Source organism: Mycolicibacter acidiphilus, assembly GCF_018455725.1.
Lineage (GTDB): Bacteria > Actinomycetota > Actinomycetes > Mycobacteriales > Mycobacteriaceae > Mycobacterium > Mycobacterium acidiphilum.
This window is the reverse complement of the sequence record NZ_JAHCLR010000006.1, coordinates 15,326-30,451: the sequence shown is the minus strand read 5'-3', so window position 1 is coordinate 30,451 and position 15,126 is coordinate 15,326. Positions and strand designations below refer to the sequence as shown.

Below are 15,126 nucleotides of genomic sequence, written 5' to 3'. Positions count from 1 at the left end.
GCCGGTGCCGGCGGGGCCGCGGCGTGAACACCGTCACACCCGTCACGCCACGCCGACTAGGCTGAGTCGACAGCCAACGGGCAGCCGTAGAGAGGTCATTGCAATGCGTGAGTTCAGTGTTCCCGCACCGTTCACCGTCGAGGAGCACGACAACGTCGCCGCGGTCGTCTTCGAGCACGAACGCGACCACCCGGACGCCGTGATCTACCAGCGCCTGATCGACGGCGTCTGGACAGACGTCACGTGCGCCGCCGCGGCCGCACAGGTCCGCTCGGCGGCACTGGGCCTGATCGCCCGCGGCGTGCAGGCCGGCGACCGGGTCGTCCTCTTCTCCGCCACCCGCTACGAGTGGGCGATCCTGGACTTCGCGATCCTGTCCGTCGGCGCCGTGACGGTGCCGATCTACGAGACGTCGTCGGCGGAGCAGGTGCGCTGGGTGATGCAGGACTCCGAGGCGGTGTTGGCGTTCGGCGAGACCGACGCGCACGCCGGGGTGGTCAACGAGCTCACCGGCGAACTGCCGGCGCTGCGCCATGTGCTGACGATCGACGGGTCTGGCCCCAAGGCCCTCGACGAGCTCGCCGAGGCGGGCGCCGGACAGGACGCGGCGCAGTTGACCGCGCGGTTGGACGCGCTGCGCGCCGCCGACCCGGCGACGCTGATCTACACCTCGGGCACCACCGGCCGTCCCAAGGGCTGCCAGCTGACCCACGCCAACCTCATCTACGAGGTTCGCGGCGACACCACGGCACTGCCGACGCGGCTGGCCCCCGGTGAGCGCCTGCTGGTGTTCTTGCCGCTGGCCCACGTGCTGGCCCGGGCGATCGCCCTGGCGGCCTTCACCAACCGGGTGACGGTCGGGTTCACCAGCGACATCAAGAACCTGGTGCCGATGTTCTCGGTGTTCAAGCCGACGGTGGTGGTGTCGGTGCCCCGCGTCTTCGAGAAGGTCTACAACACCGCCGCGCAGAACGCGGCCAACGACGGCAAGGGCAAGATCTTCGAGATCGCCGCGCAGACCGCGGTGGAGTACAGCCAGGCCATCGACTCCGGCGGCCCGGGGTTGCTGCTGCGCATCAAGCACGCGATCTTCGACAAGCTGGTCTACCACAAGCTGCGCGCCGCGCTGGGCGGCAACTGCGACGCCGCGGTCTCCGGCGGGGCTCCGCTGGGCGAGCGGCTCGGCCACTTCTACCGCGGCGTCGGGCTGACCATCTACGAGGGCTACGGGCTGACCGAGACCACCGCCGCCATCACCGTCAACGGGCTCGACAACATCAAGATCGGCACGGTCGGCCAGCTGATCCCGGGCAACAGCATGCGGATCGCCGAGGACGGTGAGCTACTGGTGCGCGGCGGCGTGGTGTTCGGCGGGTACTGGAAGAACGACGCCGCGACCGCCGAGGCGATCGTCGACGGCTGGTTCCGGACCGGTGACATCGGCGAGATCGACCCGGACGGCTACCTGAAGATCACCGGCCGCAAGAAGGAGCTGATCGTCACCGCCGGCGGCAAGAACGTCGCCCCGGCGGTGCTGGAGGACCAGCTGCGCGCGCACCCGCTGATCAGCCAGGCGCTGGTCGTCGGCGACGCCAAGCCGTTCATCGGTGCGCTGATCACGATCGACCCGGAGGCGTTCGACGGCTGGAAGCAGCGCAACAGCAAGCCGGCCGGCGCCTCGGTGGCCGACCTCACCGACGACCCGGACCTGACCGCCGAGGTGGACGCCGCGGTCAAGCAGGCCAACCTGTCGGTCTCGCACGCCGAATCGATCCGCAAGTTCCGGATCCTGCCGGTCGACTTCACTGAGGCCACCGGCGAGCTGACCCCCACCCTGAAGGTGAAGCGCAAGGTGGTGTCGGAGAAGTTCGCCGACGCCATCGAGGCCATCTACAGCAAGGGCTGACCGGGCCGGAACGGGATCAGCCCCGCAGCAGCGCGGCCAGGCGCTGCGCCTGGGTGTCCCAGCGCCAGTGCTGCTGCACCCAGTCCCGGGCGGCGGCGCCCATCGCCGCGGCGCGGTCGGGGTCGGCGAGCAGCGCGGCGACCGCGGCGCCGACCTGCTCGACCGAGGTCCCGTCGACCACCGATCCGGTGCGGCCGGCCAGCACGGTCTCGGGGGCACCGCCGGAGCTGCCGGCGACCACCGGCACACCGGCGGCACCGGCCTCCAGGAACACGATCCCCAGGCCTTCGACGTCCAGGCCGGCGCCACGGGTGCGACACGGCATCGCGAAGACGTCGCCCAGGGTGTAGTGGGCCGGCAGTTCATCGGCCTTGACCCCGCCGGTGAACGTCACGTGCTCGGCCACCCCGCACTCCCGGGCCAGCCGCTGCAGGTGCTCCAGGTATGGTCCCCCGCCGACGATCACCAGCACGGCCCCGTCGACGCGGCGCCGGATCGCCGGCAGCGCCCGGATCAGCATGTCCTGGCCCTTGCGGGGTACCAGGCGTGACACGCACACCACTGTGGGCCGCTCCCCCAGCCGGTACCGGGACCGCAGGTCGGCGCGGGCCGCCGGATCGGGGCGGAACCGGTCGGTGTCCACGCCGGGCGGCAGGTGTTCCAGGGCGGCGCCGGGTCCGAACGCCGACGCGAACCGGCCGCGGGTGTAGTGGCTGACGAAGGTGACCACGTCGGTGCCGTCACCGATCCGGCGCAGCACCTGCCGGGCGCCGGGCAGCATCGACCAGCCGACCTCGTGCCCGTGGGTGCTGGCCAGCACTCGGGTCGCCCCGGCCGACCGGGCCCGGCCGGCCAGCAGTGCCAGCGGCGCCGCGGCGCCGAACCAGACGGTGTCGATGCCCTGCTCGGCGATGATCCGGCGCATCCGGGTGTCGACGGCCGGCACCGGCAGCATCAGGGTGCCGGGATGGCGCACCACCCGGTAGCCGATGTCGGCGGCCGCCCGGTCGTAGCCGTCGGCCCCCTTCCAGCGCGGCGCGTAGACCGTCACGTCGTGGTCGCCGGCGAGCGCGACGCGCCGGACCAGCTCCTCCAGGTAGGACTGAATGCCGCCGGGTCGCGGCGGAAAGTCATTGGTAACCAGCAGAACCCGGCTCACCGCAGCGATGCTAGCCACTGCTGCCACCCGGCGAGCACGTCGGGTAGCCCCACCCCGAGCACCCGGTGCACGGCACTGGCGACGTCGACGTGCCCGATGCCACAGGCCGCCAGATAGAGCTCCCGCAGCTTGGCCGGTCCGAACCAGTCGGCGACGAAGCGGGCGAACGCCCAGGCCCGGTCGTAGGCCTGCGTGCGGCTCGGCCCGGGGGTGTCGAGGTCGGCGTCCGACGGCAACGTGAGCACCGATCCGGTCAGGGCGGCCAGACTCTGCTCGGGCCGGGCGACGAAGTCGGCCACGCCCTCGACCAGCCATCGCGGCGCATCGGCGGCGGTGTCGACCCGGGTGGCGTAGTGAAACAACTCGTGGGTCAACACGATCCGCAGCGCCGGGGTGCTCATCTCGTCGGCGTCGGGCGCGAAGACCACGCGCTGACCGATCACCAGGCGGTGCTGCGGGTCGACGCGGTCGGCCACCGCAACCGCCGCCACGTCGGACCACTGGGCGATGTCGCCGTCGGTGTCACCACTGGCCAGGGCGGCGAACTGGCGAGCCGAGTCCGTCGCGGTCACCACGATGCGATGCGACCAGTCGGTACCCCAGAACGCCTCGACCGCTTCGACGGAGGCGCCGATGTTCACGGCGATCCGATCCAGCAGCGCCTGGCCCTGCGGTCCGCCGCGGTTCACCAGTTCGACCGTGCGATGCTCGCCGACCACCAGCGCCGGATCCGACGCCCGTTCTGCAGGGAAGGTCAGAAAGGTTGCGGCACCGACCAATTCGACCGCCAGCACGGCGGCCAGCCGGCGGCGGGTGCGGCGTCGCTCAGTAACGACGCGCGTTGTGGATCGGGCCGGACGCGTTCATCGGCACCACCGCGACCGGCTGACCGTAGGTGGACGAGTGGATCATCATGCCGTCGCCGACGTAGATGCCGGAGTGCGACGCGTCGCCGTAGAACGTCAGCACGTCACCGGGCTGCAGGTCCGACAGCGAGACCGGCTGTCCGCCGTTGGCCTGCGCCTGGCTGGAGTGCGGCAGCGAGATGCCGGCCTGGTGGAAGGCCCACATCACCAGTCCGGAGCAGTCGAATCCGCCCGGTGCGGCGCCGCCCCAGACGTAGGGCGTGCCGACCTGGGTCAGCGCCGCCTGGACCGCGGTGGCGGCCGCGCCACCACCAGCACCGTCGCCGGGTGTGGCGAACGGCATCTCGAATCGGGGTGCCGGGGCGTCGGCGCCGGGCGCCGGAGCCTGCGCTTCGGGTGCGGGGGCGCCGGGGAGGCCCTCGGGGACCGGGCCAGGGGTGGCGAGCGCCGTGCGCTGCTGCGGCGTCAGGGCGTAGTACTGCGACTTGACCACCGAGATCTGCAGCTGCAGCCGGCTCTGCTTGGCCTGCAGTTCAGCGCGCACACCGGCGGCCTGCTCGGCGGCGGACTTGGCGTCGTCGGCGGACTTGGCCGATGCCTGTTCGGCGCGATTCGCCTGCTCATTGGCGGCCCGGAAGCGATCCATCTGCACCGACAGGTCACTGGCCACCACGCGCTGCACGGCGAGCTTGTCGATCAGCTGCTGCGGCGCCTCGGCGGTGAGGATGGCGTCCATTCCCCCGGTGCGACCGCCCATGTAGGTGGTGGCGGCGTAGCGGTTCACCGCAGCCCGGTAGGTGGCGAGTTGTTCGACGGCGGCGTCCAGCGCGGCCTGGTCGTCGGCGTGGGTCTTGTCGGCGGCCTGCTGGGCGGCCAGTTTCTCATCGAGGTTGAGCTGGGCGGTGTGCATCGCCTCGGTGGTCTGCTCGGCCTGCCGGGACAGTTCGCTGAGCTTGGCCAGGGCGTCGTTCGCGGGATCGGCGTGTGCGGGACCCAGGAGTGCCGAGACCACCGAGGCCGTCGCCGCCAGCCCGGCCAGAGCGCCGACAGCAGGGCGTTTCACCCCGCGCAGACTCCAGTGCATACCGTCGAGCTCCAAGATTTGCGTCCTTAACACTGCCGGTGACGTGTCGAATACCGAGTCGCATCGTAGCGGATCTACGGAACGTCTCGAATAGGTTACGAAACCGCAACGGCGTTGTCCATCGCGAGCCGCAACTCTAACAGCAGTGCCAGGCCAACCCCTAAACGGGTACGTCGGCCGTCAGGCTACCCCTGACTCATGCCGCCCCACCGAACCGTGTCGAACATCACGAATCGGGACCAGCCGCAGCCGGGGGGCCAGCCCGACATCGGCGAGCACGTTCAGGGCGGCGCGCTCGTCTTCGAGCAGTTCGGTGGGCACGCCGAGCAGCACGCTGACCACGCAGTCCCGGCACGCCGGTCCGCGCACCGCGCAGGTGTCGCAGTCGATCACCACGGGCTCCGACTCGGACCGGGTCGGCGCGGCGGGGTTCGGGATCTGTTCCATCGGTGTTTCCTCTCTATCCGGTCAGATATCGGCACGGTAAGTGCGGCCACCGACAGGTTGTCGGTGGCGCGGCTTACGTTCTGGCTTATGACCCCGGGTGCGCAGACAGGGCAGTTGAGCTTCACCGACCTCGAAACCCGGCACGGGGACGCCCGGGACGGCCCGGCGCTGCACGAGACGACGTTCGTGGTGGTGGACCTGGAGACCACCGGCGCGCGCTGCGCCCCGACCGGGGACGCCGACGCCGACGCGATCACCGAGATCGGCGCGGTGAAGGTCCGCGGCGGCGTCGTCGAGGGCGAGTTCGCCACCCTGGTCAACCCGCGCCGGCAGATCCCCGCTCAGATCACCCGGCTGACCGGGATCACCGCGGAGATGGTGCACGACGCGCCCACCATCGACGTCGCCCTGCCGATGTTCCTGGAGTTCGCCGGGCTCGACCGCGGCACGGTGCTGGTCGCCCACAACGCCGGATTCGACGTCGGCTTCCTGACCGCGGCCGCGGGTCGCTGCGGGGTGCCCTGGCCGCGCCCGCCGGTGCTGTGCACGGTGCGACTGGCCCGCCGGGTACTCAGCCGCGACGAAGCGCCCAGCGTGCGGCTCGCCGAACTGGCCCGGCTGTTCGCGATCACCACCCGTCCGACCCACCGCGCCCTGGACGACGCGCGCGCCACCGTCGACGTGCTGCACGCGCTGCTCGACCGGCTGGGTAATCAGCAGGTGCGCAGCTACCCCGATCTGCGGGCCTATCTCGCGCACGCGACACCGGCCCAGCGCCGTAAACGGGTGCTCGCCGAGGGACTGCCGCACCGGCCGGGGGTGTATCTGTTCCGCGGCCCGTCGGACGAGGTGCTCTACGTCGGCACCAGCACCGACCTGCGCCGCCGGGTCGGGCAGTACTTCAACGGGTCCGACCGCCGGCAGCGCATCTCCGAGATGGTGGAACTGAGCACTCGCGTCGACCACGTCGAGTGCGCGCATCCGCTCGAGGCCGGGGTCCGGGAGCTGCGGCTGCTCGCCGCTCACGCGCCGCCGTACAACCGGCGGTCTAAGAACCCGCGACGGTGGTGGTGGGTGACGCTGTCCGAGGAGGCGTTCCCGCGGCTGACGGTCACGCGCAGTCCGCACCGGCAGCGGGCGGTCGGCCCGTTCGGCGCCCGCACCGACGCCGCCGAGGTCGCAGAACTGCTGGCCCGCTGTTCCGGCCTGCGCACCTGCACCACCCGCTTGGGCCGCTCCGGCCGGCACCGCTGTCCGCCCCGCGAAGTCGCCGGCTGCCCGGCCGCGCAGGACCTCACGGCGGTGCAGTACGCCGACGCGGCCGGTCGGGCCGCGGCACTGATCGACGGTGCCGACAGCACGGCGTTGGATGCGGCGGTGCAGCAGGTGACGGCGCTGGCGGACCGCGGCCGCTACGAGAGCGCCGCCCGGCTGCGTGATCGCACCGCCACCGCGATCGAGGCGCTGTGGCGCAGCCAGCGGGCCCGCGCCCTGGCCGCGCTGCCGGAGCTGGTGGTCGCCGCGCCGGACGGCCAGGGCGGCTGGCAGCTCGCGGTGATCCGCTACGGCCGGCTGGCGGCCGCCGGCTGCGCCGCACCCGGGGTGCCGCCGCTGCCCGTCGTCGACGCCATCACCCTCGCCGCCGAGTCGGTGCTGCCCGAGCAGGCGCCACTGGGCGGTGCACTGGTCGAGGAGACGGCCCTGATCGCCCGCTGGCTGGCCGCACCAGGGGTGCGGATCGTGCGCGTCACCGGCCCGGACACCGACGACGCCACCGGCTGGGTCACGCCGCTGGGCGCCGCCGGGGCGTGGGCGCGGTGGGCGGCGACGGCACGCTCGGCGCGATTGGCCTCAGAGCTGGGCGCCGAACCGTACCCAGCGGGCGAGCAGTTGTTCGGCCGCGCCGCTGTCGATCGCGGTGGCCGCGCGCTCCAGCCCGTTCTCCCACGCCGGCAGCCACTCGGCGCTGCTGGATAGCCCGGCGTGGGCGACCATCGCCCCGGCGGCGTTGAGGACCACCGCGTCCCGTACCGGCCCCGGCGTGCCGGCCAGTACCGAGCGCGCTTCGGCGGCGTTGGCCTGCGCGTCGCCGCCGAGCAGCTGCGACACGTCGGCGCGGGCGAAGCCGAAACCGGCCGGGTCGAACGTCAGCCGGTCCACGGTGCCGGCCTGCACCCGCCATACGGTGCTGGTGGTGGTCGTCGTCAGCTCGTCGAGCCCGTCGTCGCCGTGCACCACCAGCACGCTGGACCGGCGGGCCGCGAACACCCCGGCCATCACCTCGGCCAGATCGGCGAACGCGCAGCCGATCAGTCCGGCCCGCGGGCGGGCCGGGTTGGTCAGTGGCCCCAGCAGGTTGAACACCGTCGGCACCCCGATCTCCCGCCGCGCCGCGGAGGCGTTGCGGTAGGACGGCTGGAACTGCGGGGCGAAGCAGAACCCGATCCCGACCTCGGCGACGCTGCGCGCCACCGTCTCCGGGTCCAGGTCGATGCGCACCCCGAGCGCCTCCAGCGTGTCGGCGCCGCCCGCCAGCGATCCGGCGGCCCGGTTGCCGTGTTTGACGACGGGGATCCCGGCCGCGGCCACCACGATCGCAGCCATCGTGGACAGGTTCACGGTGTTGGCGCCGTCACCGCCGGTGCCGACGACGTCGACGGTGTCGGTGCCGATCTCATCAGTCGGAACCCGGCGGCCGTGCGCCAGCATGACGTCGGCCAGCTCCACGATCTCCGCGGAGGTGGGGCGCTTCATCGTCATCGCCACCCCGAACGCCGCGATCTGGGCGGGGGTCGCGGCGCCGGCGAAGACCTGCTCCATGACCCACCCGGCCTGACCGCGCTCCAGGTCCGCACCGGCCGTCAGCCGCCCGAGCACCTGCCGCCACTGCCCGGCCTGCCCCGCCGGCTGCACCTCTCCACCTGGCTCGATCACCGGCCGATCGTCGCACGTCGCCCCGGTGCCGCCCAAGCCGACCGCAACCGGCGCGACACGCGCTCGGAACCAATTGTCTGCCCCGGCTGGAGTTCGACAACTACATAGCGTCATACTTGCGGATGTGACGAGCGCTGTGGGGTCCTCGGGAACTGCCATTACATCGCGTGTGCATTCGCTGAACCGGCCCAACATGGTCAGTGTCGGCACCATCGTGTGGCTTTCCAGTGAGCTGATGTTCTTTGCCGGCCTGTTCGCGATGTATTTCACCGCGCGAGCCCAGTCCGGGGGCGCGTGGCCGCCACCGCCGACCGAGCTGAACCTCTGGGAAGCGGTCCCGGTGACGCTGGTGCTGATCGCATCGTCGTTCACCTGCCAGATGGGCGTGTTCGCCGCCGAGCGCGGTGACGTGTTCGGGCTGCGGCGCTGGTATCTGCTGACCTTCCTGATGGGCCTGGCCTTCGTGATCGGTCAGGGCTACGAGTACAGCGTCCTGGTCCGCGAGCACGGCACGACGATCTCGTCGAGCGCCTACGGCAGTGTCTTCTACATCTGCACCGGCTTCCACGGCTTACACGTCATCGGCGGTCTGGTCGCGTTCATCTTCCTGATGCTCCGCACCACGATGAGCAAGTTCACCCCGGCACAGGCCACCGCGTCGATCGTCGTGTCGTACTACTGGCACTTCGTCGACATCGTGTGGATCGCCCTGTTCGCCACGATCTACTTCATCCGATGAGTCAGCGCCCAACGAAGAGGAGTGCCGGGTTGAAGACACCGAGAGGGCTGTGGCCGGCCCGGACCGATCGCAACCAGACCGTCGCCCGACGCCGCCTCCGCCGCCGGCTCTCCGGCGGCCTGCTGCTGCTGGTGGCCCTGATGCTCGCCGGCGGGACGGCGGCGCTGCTCAGCCCGACCCCGCAGGTAGCGGTCGCAGACGAGTCGAATTCGGCGCTGCTCCGCACCGGCAAGCAGCTCTTCGACACCTCCTGCATCACCTGCCACGGCGCCAACCTGCAGGGTGTGCCGGGTCGCGGGCCCAGCCTGGTCGGCGTCGGCGAGGCGGCCGTCTACTTCCAGGTGTCGACCGGGCGGATGCCGGCGGCGCGCGGTGAGGCCCAGGCCCCCCGCAAGGACCCGATGTTCGACGACAGCCAGATCGACGCGCTCGGCGCGTACGTGCAGGCCAACGGCGGCGGCCCCACCGTGGTCCGCAACGCCGACGGCAGCATCGCCCAGGCCTCGCTGCGCGGCGACGACCTCGGCCGCGGCGGCGACCTGTTCCGGCTGAACTGCGCCTCCTGCCACAACTTCACCGGCCGTGGCGGCGCCCTGTCGTCGGGCAAGTACGCCCCGGACCTGGCGCCCGCCAACGAGCAGCAGATCTACGCCGCTATGGTCTCGGGCCCGCAGAACATGCCGCGGTTCTCCGACCGGCAGCTCTCCCTCGAGGAGAAGAAGGACATCATCGCCTACGTCAAGAACGTCACCGAGGAGCGCGAACCGGGTGGCTACGGGCTCGGCGGGTTCGGCCCGGCGCCTGAGGGCATGGCGATGTGGATTGTCGGGATGGTCGCTGCCATCGGCGCGGCACTGTGGATCGGGGCACGAGCATGAGCGACGACAAGACGAAACTTCCCGACGACGCCGCCCTGGCGGAGATGTCGCGCGAGGAACTCGTCGAGCTCGGCGGCCGGCTGGACGGCGTGGAGACGCTGTACAAGGAGCCGCGCTGGCCGATCGAGGGCACCCGCGCCGAGAAGCGGGCCGAGCGCAACGTGGCCGCCTGGTTCCTGGCGGCAGGCGGTTTCGGGCTGGCCCTGCTGCTGATCTTCCTGTTCTGGCCGTGGGAGTACGCACCGAGCGAATCCCCCGGCGGCGCGATGTACGCGCTCGCGACCCCGCTGTACGGGCTGACCTTCGGGTTGTCGGTGCTGGCGATCGGTGTCGGCGCGGTGCTGTTCGTCAAGAAGTTCATCCCCGAGGAGATCTCGATCCAGGAGCGCCACGACGGCAGCTCCGCCGAGGTGCACCGCAAGACGGTGGCGGCCAACCTGACCGACGCCTTCGAGGGCTCCACCATCGGCCGTCGCAAGCTGCTCGGCGCTTCACTGGGCATCGGCTTCGGCGCGTTCGGGCTGGGCACCGCGGTCGCCGGCATCGGCGGGCTGATCAACAACCCGTGGAAGCCCGTCGTCGACACCGCCGAGGGCAAGAAGGCCGTGCTGTGGACGTCCGGCTGGACCCCCCGCTATGCCGGCGAGACCATCTACCTGGCCCGGGCGACCGGCCAGAACGCCACCGCGTTCGTCAAGATGCGCCCAGAGGACCTGGACGCCGGCGGCATGGAGACGGTCTTCCCGTGGCGGGAGTCCGACGGTGACGGCACCACCGAGGAGTCGCACGAGAAGCTGAACGAGATCATGATGGGTGTCCGCAACCCGGTGATGCTGATCCGCATCCGGCCGGACGACATGCCCAAGGTGGTCAAGCGCGCCGGTCAGGAGAGCTTCAACTTCGGCGACTTCTTCGCCTACACGAAGATCTGTTCCCACCTGGGCTGCCCGTCGTCGCTGTTCGAGCAGCAGACCTACCGGATCCTCTGCCCGTGCCACCAGTCGCAGTTCGACGCGTTGCACTTCGCGAAGCCGATCTTCGGCCCGGCCGCCCGTGCCCTGGCACAGCTGCCCATCACCATCGACTCAAACGGACATCTGGTCGCCAACGGCGACTTCGTAGAACCTGTCGGACCGGCCTTCTGGGAGCGCACCTCATGAGCCCTGCAATCGGTGATCTGCTGGCCCGCCAGGCAGACGACATCGACACGCGCTACCACCCCGCGGCAGCGCTGCGACGCCAGTTCAACAAGGTCTTCCCGACGCACTGGTCGTTCCTGCTCGGTGAGGTCGCGCTGTACAGCTTCCTGATCCTGCTGCTGTCCGGTGTGTACCTGACCCTGTTCTTCGACCCGTCGATGACCGAGGTCACCTACAACGGCGTCTACCAGCCGCTGCGCGGCGTGCAGATGTCCCGGGCCTACGAGTCGGCGCTGAACATCTCCTTCGAGATCCGCGGCGGCCTGTTCGTCCGGCAGATCCACCACTGGGCGGCGCTGATGTTCGCGGCGTCGATCATGGTGCACCTGGCCCGCATCTTCTTCACCGGCGCGTTCCGCCGGCCCCGCGAGGCCAACTGGGTGATCGGCTCGCTGCTGCTGATCCTGGCCATGTTCGAGGGCTACTTCGGCTACTCGCTCCCCGACGACCTGCTCTCGGGCATCGGTCTGCGGGCGGCGCTGTCCTCGATCACGCTGGGCATGCCGGTGATCGGCACCTGGCTGCACTGGGCGCTGTTCGGCGGAGACTTCCCCGGCAACATCCTGATCCCCCGGCTGTACGCGCTGCACATCCTGCTGATCCCGGGCATCATCCTGGCGCTGATCGGCGTGCACCTGGCGCTGGTCTGGTTCCAGAAGCACACCCAGTTCCCCGGACCCGGCCGCACCGAGCACAACGTGGTCGGCGTGCGCGTGATGCCGGTGTTCGCGGTCAAGTCGGGTGCGTTCTTCGCGATGATCACCGGGATCCTCGGCCTGATGGGCGGGCTGATGCAGATCAACCCGATCTGGAACCTCGGCCCCTACAAGCCGTCCCAGGTGTCGGCCGGCAGCCAGCCGGACTTCTACATGATGTGGACCGAGGGCCTGGCCCGGCTCTGGCCGGCCTGGGAGTTCTACTTCTGGGGCCACACGATCCCCGGGCCGGTCGGCGTCGCGCTGATCATGGGTCTGGTGTTCGGCCTGCTGACCCTCTACCCGTTCCTGGAGAAGAAGTTCACCGGGGACTACGCGCACCACAACCTGCTGCAGCGCCCGCGGGACGCTCCGGTTCGGACCGCGATCGGCGCGATGGCGATCGCCTTCTACATGGTGCTGACGCTGGCGGCGATGAACGACATCATCGCGTGGAAGTTCCACATCTCGCTGAACGCGACGACGTGGATCGGCCGCATCGGGATGGTGGTGCTGCCGCCGATCGTGTTCTTCATGACCTACCGCTGGTGCGTCGGTCTGCAGCGCAGCGACCGGGACGTGCTGGAGCACGGCGTCGAGACCGGCATCATCAAGCGGCTGCCGCACGGTGCCTACATCGAGCTGCACCAGCCGCTCGGCCCGGTCGACGACCACGGTCACCCGCTGCCGCTGGAGTACCAGGGTGCAGCGGTGCCCAAGAAGATGAACAAGCTCGGATCGGCCGGCGCCCCCGGCGGTGGCAGCTTCCTCAAGCCCGACCCGGTGGCCGAGGATGCGGCGCTGACCGCGGCGGCCCACGCGGCCGAGCACCGCGCACTGACCGCCCTGGCCGAGCACCAGGACGCCGGCGCGACGGACGGTCACCACTAGCGCATCGGATCGACGCGTGACAGAGAGCCTGCGGAGCCTGCTCCGCAGGCTCTCTGTTTTGTCGGGCACCGCACCGGGAATCGAGCCCGGGCCGTGATGTCCGACGGCGGATTCATCGACCACACCCGCGCTGGCTATGACCGCATCGCCGAGCCGTACGCCGACCGATTCCATGACCACCTGCGGGACAAGCCCGTCGACCAGGCGATGCTGCGGGCGTTCGCCGGCCTGGTGGCCGCGACGGGCAACGATCGTGTCGCCGATGTGGGCTGCGGCACTGGTGCCACCACTGTTCTCCTACGTGACCTCGGTGCGGACGCAGTCGGTATCGACCTGTCCCCCAACATGATCCGGCTGGCCCGCCGGCTGAACCCTGATATCAGGTTCACCGTTGGCTGCATGACCTCGATCGACGCGGCCGACGCCGGTTTCGGCGGGGTCTGCGCGTGGTACTCGATCATCCACACCCCCGATGACCGGCTGCAGCCGGTGTTCGACGAGTTCAGCCGCGTCCTCATCGACGGCGGTCTGCTCTTGCTGGCGTTCCAGGTGGGTGATCGGCCGCGGATCCTGCGCGAGGCCTTCGGTGAGCCGGTGGACCTGACGTTCCACCGCCGAACGCCCGAGTTCGTGGCGACCCTTCTGGCCCAGGCGAACCTGCGCGTCCACTCCCGGCTCATCCGGGAACCGGAGGGCACCGAGTCGACCCCGCAGGCCTACCTCATCGCCCGGAAAGCACTGTAACGCGGCGAAGCGTCAGCCGAAGCGGACCGGCGATGTGAGCACCTCACGCAGTTGCCGCAGGTGCAGCCACGGAATCACCGGCATCGCCAGCGTGATCGCGCCGGCCACCCCGTAGCAGACCCAGGACCCGGTGTCCTTGCCAACCGCCATCAAGTAGGTGGCCACCGCGACGGCGGTCAGCCCCGCGCCGATGGCGCCCGTGAGTTCGGTGATCCCGCGCAGCAGCACCCGGTCCACCGCGGCCTGATTCGGCCGTACCCGTCGCACCGTCTGCTCACGGCGGCCGGGCGCGTGCACGTCCGCCCGGGTCGGCACCGGTTGCTGCAGCGGCACCCGGGTGGGCGGCCGGTCCCCGAACCCGATACCCGGCGGAGCGGCCTGGCGGGCCCGCAGCAGCACCGGAATGGCCGCGAGGATAACCAGCACCGAAACGCCGATCACGATGTACAGCAGCCCGGTGTGCGGGTTCTTCGGCTGGTGGAAGCCACGGCCGAGATCGACCAGGGCGACGATCGCCGCGACGCTCATTCCCAGTAGCACCAGCCAGATCAGCGCGCACAGGCCGATCAGGACCCGGTCGACCACCTCCGGCGAGTGTCCCGGCCGCGCCCAGCGGTCCCCGCCGTTTCTGCTCACCATCAGCAGCTCGTCTGCGGTGCGTCGTTGCTGTTCGAGGAGAGCACCCGGCCGTCGCTGCTGGTGATCGAACAGTTGAGCTTGCTCAGCCGCAGCATGCTGGTGGCCTCCACCGAGCCCACCTCCGACTGGGAGATCGGCGTCAGCGTCAGCGACCACGGAATGTAGGCGTTGCGCTGGGTTCGCCGCTGTCCGGAGGCGTCCACGTAGGTGATCGTGATCTGGTCGAACGGGGCCTTGGTGCCGGTCACCGTGTAGGTGACCTGCAGCGGACGCGCCTGCGTTGCCGTGGTCGTGGTCGTGACCTCCGCGGTCGTGGTGGTCGGTTCCGGCGCCGGTGCCTCGGCGACCGGCGGCGGGGGCGGGGGTTCCTCGCTGGTCGGCGGGGGTGGTGGTGGCTCCTCGCTGGTCGGCGGGGGCGGCGGCGTGGTTGTGCTGGTCGTGGTGCGCGTGGTGGTGATCTCGTCCTGCACCGGCGGCAGCAGCGGGGTGCTGGTGCTGGTGGCCGGCGTGGCGATCTCCTGAGTCTCGGTGCGGGCGAACAGCAGTGCCACCGACACCACCAGGGCGATCGCCGCGATGATCACGGTGACACCGACGACCCACGGCCAGCGCGGCGCATGGGGATGCGAATCGGTCTCGGCAGGGGCGTCGTAACTGTCGTAGTCGTACAGTCGCGGGTCCATCGGCACATACGGGCCGGTCATGAACTGTTCGGACTCCGGCGCCGAATAGGCCTGGGAGTACGCGGTGTCGCTGGGCCGGGCCGGGGCGGGTGCCTCCGGAGCCTCGTCCACCACCAGATCGGCTACCGATCCCCCGTCGGCGATGGCGAGGTCGTCCGAGATGCCCTCGGCGGACGGCTGACCGCTATCGGGGTCTTCCGATCCAGGCCCCGGTTCCGGGGGATTCGGCCCGCTCATTCCCGCCCATCCTGTTCAAGCCGCG

At 70.7% G+C, this 15,126-nt stretch carries 13 protein-coding genes and 1 pseudogene; 7 read left to right on the top strand and 7 right to left on the bottom strand.

Annotated elements, in window-relative coordinates:
* Positions 1–103 precede the first annotated feature (103 nt).
* Complete coding sequence (locus KIH27_RS05105; RefSeq protein WP_214091852.1) at positions 104–1,906, top strand: AMP-dependent synthetase/ligase; 1,803 nt, start codon at positions 104–106, stop codon at positions 1,904–1,906.
* 16 nt (positions 1,907–1,922) lie between these two features.
* On the opposite strand, the gene KIH27_RS05100 is transcribed toward KIH27_RS05105, so the two are convergent.
* From KIH27_RS05100 to KIH27_RS05085, 4 genes are all read right to left on the bottom strand, one after another.
* A complete protein-coding gene (locus KIH27_RS05100) occupies positions 1,923–3,065 on the bottom strand; it encodes a glycosyltransferase family 4 protein (RefSeq protein ID WP_214091851.1) in 1,143 nt (380 codons plus the stop codon).
* Positions 3,062–3,859, bottom strand: a complete 798-nt coding sequence (locus KIH27_RS05095; RefSeq protein ID WP_372451302.1) for a hypothetical protein — start codon at positions 3,857–3,859, stop codon at positions 3,062–3,064. Before KIH27_RS05095 ends, KIH27_RS05100 begins: the two co-directional genes overlap by 4 nt.
* Positions 3,860–3,890: 31 nt before the next feature.
* Positions 3,891–5,030 carry a peptidoglycan hydrolase RipC gene (gene ripC / locus KIH27_RS05090; protein WP_372451301.1) on the bottom strand — a complete coding sequence of 380 codons (1,140 nt, stop codon included), beginning with the start codon at positions 5,028–5,030 and terminating at the stop codon, positions 3,891–3,893.
* 165 nt (positions 5,031–5,195) lie between these two features.
* The gene (locus tag KIH27_RS05085; RefSeq protein WP_214091850.1) at positions 5,196–5,462 is read right to left on the bottom strand and encodes a hypothetical protein; all 267 of its coding nucleotides are present in this window, start codon (positions 5,460–5,462) and stop codon (positions 5,196–5,198) included.
* A gap of 87 nt (positions 5,463–5,549) precedes the next feature.
* On the opposite strand from KIH27_RS05085, the pseudogene KIH27_RS05080 reads away from it, so the two are divergent.
* A pseudogene (locus tag KIH27_RS05080) lies at positions 5,550–7,292 on the top strand (DEDD exonuclease domain-containing protein); the annotation flags it as partial.
* Positions 7,293–7,313: 21 nt separating this feature from the next.
* Here the strand turns inward: KIH27_RS05080 and trpD are convergent.
* Positions 7,314–8,396, bottom strand: coding sequence for an anthranilate phosphoribosyltransferase (gene trpD, locus KIH27_RS05075; protein WP_307856788.1), 1,083 nt, complete (start codon positions 8,394–8,396; stop codon positions 7,314–7,316).
* A 124-nt stretch (positions 8,397–8,520) separates the two neighbouring features.
* Between trpD and ctaE the strand changes: the two genes are divergently transcribed.
* The 5 genes from ctaE to KIH27_RS05050 all read left to right on the top strand — a co-directional run bounded on the left by ctaE (position 8,521) and on the right by KIH27_RS05050 (position 13,542).
* Positions 8,521–9,135: an aa3-type cytochrome oxidase subunit III gene (gene ctaE, locus KIH27_RS05070; protein ID WP_214091848.1), complete on the top strand. Its 615-nt coding sequence runs from the start codon at positions 8,521–8,523 to the stop codon at positions 9,133–9,135.
* Positions 9,132–10,013 carry a cytochrome bc1 complex diheme cytochrome c subunit gene (gene qcrC, locus KIH27_RS05065; protein ID WP_250149605.1) on the top strand — a complete coding sequence of 294 codons (882 nt, stop codon included), beginning with the start codon at positions 9,132–9,134 and terminating at the stop codon, positions 10,011–10,013. The genes ctaE and qcrC overlap by 4 nt, the downstream gene beginning before the upstream one ends.
* Entirely contained in the window at positions 10,010–11,173 is a 1,164-nt protein-coding gene (qcrA, locus tag KIH27_RS05060; RefSeq protein WP_214091847.1) for a cytochrome bc1 complex Rieske iron-sulfur subunit, read from the top strand. Before qcrC ends, qcrA begins: the two co-directional genes overlap by 4 nt.
* Entirely contained in the window at positions 11,170–12,798 is a 1,629-nt protein-coding gene (qcrB, locus tag KIH27_RS05055; RefSeq protein ID WP_214091846.1) for a cytochrome bc1 complex cytochrome b subunit, read from the top strand. The genes qcrA and qcrB overlap by 4 nt, the downstream gene beginning before the upstream one ends.
* Positions 12,799–12,894: 96 nt before the next feature.
* Positions 12,895–13,542, top strand: a complete 648-nt coding sequence (locus KIH27_RS05050) for a class I SAM-dependent DNA methyltransferase (protein WP_214091845.1) — start codon at positions 12,895–12,897, stop codon at positions 13,540–13,542.
* A 12-nt stretch (positions 13,543–13,554) separates the two neighbouring features.
* Here the strand turns inward: KIH27_RS05050 and KIH27_RS05045 are convergent, their stop codons facing one another.
* Together KIH27_RS05045 and KIH27_RS05040 are read right to left on the bottom strand one after the other, a co-directional pair.
* The gene (locus KIH27_RS05045; protein ID WP_214091844.1) at positions 13,555–14,181 is read right to left on the bottom strand and encodes a DUF2561 family protein; all 627 of its coding nucleotides are present in this window, start codon (positions 14,179–14,181) and stop codon (positions 13,555–13,557) included.
* Positions 14,181–15,101, bottom strand: a complete 921-nt coding sequence (locus KIH27_RS05040; protein ID WP_214091843.1) for an MmpS family transport accessory protein — start codon at positions 15,099–15,101, stop codon at positions 14,181–14,183. Before KIH27_RS05040 ends, KIH27_RS05045 begins: the two co-directional genes overlap by 1 nt.
* Between the last annotated feature and the right edge of the window lie 25 nt (positions 15,102–15,126).

What these genes read in the sequence shown, in the direction of transcription:
- KIH27_RS05105 (WP_214091852.1), top strand. Translation starts at nt 104, where the DNA reads ATGCGTGAGTTCAGTGTTCCCGCACCGTTCACCGTCGAGGAGCACGAC.
- KIH27_RS05085 (WP_214091850.1), bottom strand. Translation starts at nt 5,462, where the DNA reads ATGGAACAGATCCCGAACCCCGCCGCGCCGACCCGGTCCGAGTCGGAG.
- qcrC (WP_250149605.1), top strand. Translation starts at nt 9,132, where the DNA reads ATGAGTCAGCGCCCAACGAAGAGGAGTGCCGGGTTGAAGACACCGAGA.
- qcrA (WP_214091847.1), top strand. Translation starts at nt 10,010, where the DNA reads ATGAGCGACGACAAGACGAAACTTCCCGACGACGCCGCCCTGGCGGAG.
- qcrB (WP_214091846.1), top strand. Translation starts at nt 11,170, where the DNA reads ATGAGCCCTGCAATCGGTGATCTGCTGGCCCGCCAGGCAGACGACATC.
- KIH27_RS05050 (WP_214091845.1), top strand. Translation starts at nt 12,895, where the DNA reads ATGTCCGACGGCGGATTCATCGACCACACCCGCGCTGGCTATGACCGC.
- KIH27_RS05045 (WP_214091844.1), bottom strand. Translation starts at nt 14,181, where the DNA reads ATGGTGAGCAGAAACGGCGGGGACCGCTGGGCGCGGCCGGGACACTCG.
- KIH27_RS05040 (WP_214091843.1), bottom strand. Translation starts at nt 15,101, where the DNA reads ATGAGCGGGCCGAATCCCCCGGAACCGGGGCCTGGATCGGAAGACCCC.